The sequence below is a fragment of the Aeribacillus pallidus genome (assembly GCF_050478865.1).
GTDB lineage: Bacteria > Bacillota > Bacilli > Bacillales > JACDOC01 > JACDOC01.
This window is the reverse complement of sequence record NZ_JBCNBW010000090.1, coordinates 1-3,628: the sequence shown is the minus strand read 5'-3', so window position 1 is coordinate 3,628 and position 3,628 is coordinate 1. Positions and strand designations below refer to the sequence as shown.

General features: G+C 37.3%; 2 protein-coding genes and 1 rRNA gene. All 3 read left to right on the top strand.

All coding sequences use genetic code 11. The annotated features are described in order from the left end of the window. Positions 1 to 72 precede the first annotated feature (72 nt). Positions 73 to 2,103 carry a glucose-specific PTS transporter subunit IIBC gene (ptsG, locus tag ABES52_RS16640; protein ID WP_429652436.1) on the top strand — a complete coding sequence of 677 codons (2,031 nt, stop codon included), beginning with the start codon at positions 73 to 75 and terminating at the stop codon, positions 2,101 to 2,103. Between the two features lie 342 nt (positions 2,104 to 2,445). Beyond that, on the top strand, positions 2,446 to 3,240 hold the full coding sequence (locus ABES52_RS16635) for an aminoglycoside adenylyltransferase domain-containing protein (protein WP_429652435.1): 795 nt from the start codon (positions 2,446 to 2,448) through the stop codon (positions 3,238 to 3,240). Positions 3,241 to 3,538: 298 nt separating this feature from the next. Beyond that, positions 3,539 to 3,628: ribosomal RNA gene (locus ABES52_RS16630) — 16S ribosomal RNA — on the top strand; the annotation flags it as partial.

The window sequence follows — 3,628 nt, the reverse complement described above, 5'->3', positions numbered from 1 at the left end:
GTAGGTTAACCTACATTCCTTCCAAAGAGAGAGTATTGGAAATATTTGCACCACCACAATTGACAGAGAGCCATGTTTAAACGAGCGTTTGGTACGCTTCAAAAAGTTGGGAAAGCGCTTATGCTTCCGGTTGCGATTCTACCGGCAGCGGGTATTTTATTAGCTCTCGGTGCGGCATTACAAAACCCAACCTTATTAGAGCTCATTCCGTCATTAGAAAACGAAGTGGTTGAGCATATCGCTTCGTTAATGAAGGAAGCAGGGTTAATTATTTTTAGTAACTTACCATTGCTCTTTGCTGTTGGAGTGGCGATTGGACTAGCCTCTGGTGAAGGGGTGGCCGGTCTTGCAGCCATTGTCGGATTTTTAATCATGAACGTGACGATGAGCGTTGTTCTTGGTATTGAAGCAAGTGATTTAGAAGGAAATTTTGAATACGCGAACGTTTTAGGAATCCCAACGTTACAAACTGGCGTATTCGGTGGTATCATTGTTGGTTTATTAGCTTCCTATATGTATAACAAATTTTATAATATTGAACTACCATCTTACTTAGGATTTTTTGCTGGAAAGCGTTTCGTACCAATTATCACTGCAGCATCGGCATTAGTGTTAGGATTTGCGATGACCATCATATGGCCGCCGATTCAAGGAGCGTTAAACACGTTTTCGGAAAATATGATTCATGCGAACTTAACGTTATCTGCGTTTGTATTCGGAGTTATTGAGCGTGCGTTAATTCCGTTCGGTCTTCATCACATCTTCTATGCGCCGTTCTGGTTTGAGTTTGGAACATACACGAATGCAGCAGGCGAATTAATTCGCGGGGATCAGCGTATTTTCATGGAACAAATTAATGACGGTGTTCAACAATTAACAGCAGGAACGTTTATGACGGGTAAATTCCCGTTTATGATGTTCGGATTACCTGCAGCTGCTTTAGCGATTTATCATGAAGCACGTCCGGAACGTAAAAAAGTCGTTGCTGGAATTATGGCATCAGCGGGATTAACCTCTTTCTTAACAGGTATTACCGAACCAATTGAGTTTTCATTCTTATTCGTTGCACCGCTATTATTTGCGGTACATACGATTTTTGCTGGATTATCATTCATGACCATGCATTTGTTAAATGTAAAAATCGGAATGACCTTCTCTGGCGGACTCATTGACTATATTCTTTTCGGTGTTATTAACCCGCAAACGAATTGGTGGCTTGTAATTCCTGTAGGTCTTGTCTTTAGTGTCATTTACTATTTTGGTTTCCGTTTTGCGATTCGTAAATTCAACTTAATGACACCTGGTCGTGAAGAAGAAACACAAGAAGAAGCGCAATCCGTATCTTCCGATTTGGCATACGATGTGCTACAAGCGATGGGTGGAAAAGAAAACATCGAACACTTGGATGCATGTATTACGCGCTTACGTGTATCCGTAAAAGATATTAAAAATGTCGACAAAAACCGTCTGAAAAAACTAGGAGCATCTGGAGTCCTTGAAGTTGGTAACAATATTCAAGCTATCTTCGGTCCGAAATCTGAACATTTACGTCATCAAATGAAAGAGATTATGCAAGGGAAATCACCAACTCCGATGTCAAATGAGGTTGAAGAAGTTGCTACGACAACTGAAGTGACTTCATTTAATCAAGAAACGTATATCGCCCCAATTGCTGGTCGCGTGATGCCGATTACAGAAGTCCCTGACCAAGTATTTTCAGAAAAAATGATGGGCGATGGTTTTGCGATCTTACCGGAAGAAGGAATCGTTGTAGCGCCTGCGAAAGGTAAAGTTGTCAACGTGTTCCCGACTAAACATGCTTTAGGTCTCATAACGGAAGGTGGTCGTGAAATTCTCATTCACTTTGGTATTGATACTGTTAATTTGAAAGGGGAAGGTTTTGAAACGCTCGTCAATGAAGGGGACGAAGTAGAAGCAGGTCAACCGTTGTTAAAAGCTGATCTTGAATATATTAAAGAACATGCAACATCAACGGTTACACCGATTGTTTTCACCAACCTCCAAGACGGAGAATACATTTCCATTGAAAAAGAAGGAAAAGTCGCATTAAAAGAAGAAGGTATTGTTCAAATTCGTAAGTAATAAATAAACCGGCTCCATAATTGGGGTCGGTTATATTTGTTTTTAGGGGTTGTTCGAAAAAGGATATGTTTTATAATCGGAGAAGCTATTGTTTGCGCTTGAGTGGAATTTGTTCGAAATCGTGGTAAAAGTGTCTTGAAAGAAGATGAAATTGTCCGAGGTCCAGTAGAAAATATCGACAAAGTAGTGCGATTTAAAATTGTATCCGTGAATTGTTGGAAAAAGTCCGAAACATTACGGTGTTTGTCCGGGAACTGTAAAAAATGATGTAGCTAGAAAGGATTTGATTATAATGAAAAGAATTAACTAATAACTGTTAGTTCAATTAAAGGTGGATAAAATATGGATAATCATCTTACTACCTCTTATAAACATGTATGGCAATTTGTTGCTTGGATATTAAAAGAAACAAAACATATCGTCAAGGAAGATATGATTGGTTTCTATATTCACGGATCATTGGCTATGGGAGGATTTAATCCTAATAAAAGTGACATTGATTTATTAGTGGTTACAAAAAGGCCATTAACAGTAGAAAGAAAACGAAGATTGGTACAACTATTTTTAAACTACTCTACTCATCCATACCCTATTGAAGTAAGTTTTTTGAATGAGAACCAATTGCAAAATTGGGAGCATCCAAGTTCTTTCGACTTTCATTATAGTGAGGATTGGCGAGAACGCTACAATAATGAACTTACAAAAAGGGTATTCATCCAAGAAAAGATCAAAGACAATGATTTAGCGGCTCATATAACTGTAACTTATCATCGTGGGATATGTGTTGAAGGAAAACCGATAAAAGAAGTATTTCCTTTGGTTCCGCGTTCTCATTATATTTCTTCTATAATGAGTGATTTTCAAGATTGTTTAAAGAATGTAGAAAGAAATCCTATTTACTGTACGTTAAATTTCCTAAGAGTTTATTGGTATTTAAAAGAAGGAGTAATCTCCTCTAAAAAAGAAGCGGGGGAATGGGGATTATTGCATCTTCCGCAAGAATATCATTCAACAATCGGAAAAGTGCTCGATGGATATACAAACGAAAAGAAGGAGTATACTTTTGAAAAAAATGAATTATTAAGATTAAGAAACTTTATAAAGGAAAAAGTGCAACAATACTGTACAACTATCTAAAGAAAAAAGCTATTTTTTATTTGAAATATTTATTAGCAACATAGTTTTGTATTGAAGAAGAAGGGTGATATCTAAAAATATAAAAAATATTAATTTATAGTGTTGACAGAATATAAACATGGTGATATTATTAACGTCGTCGCAACAAAACGAAATACGACAAAAAACAATAAAAAAGTTGTTGACACAACAAAATGAATGTTATATATTATAAAGGTCGCTGTTAAAAAGTGATTGATCCTTGAAAACTAAACAAAACGAAGCGTCAACGTCAATGAATTTGAGTCTTATTCAAACTTTTTCGGAGAGTTTGATCCTGGCTCAGGACGAACGCTGGCGGCGTGCCTAATACATGCAAGTCGAGCGAACGGATGGAGAGCTTGCTCTC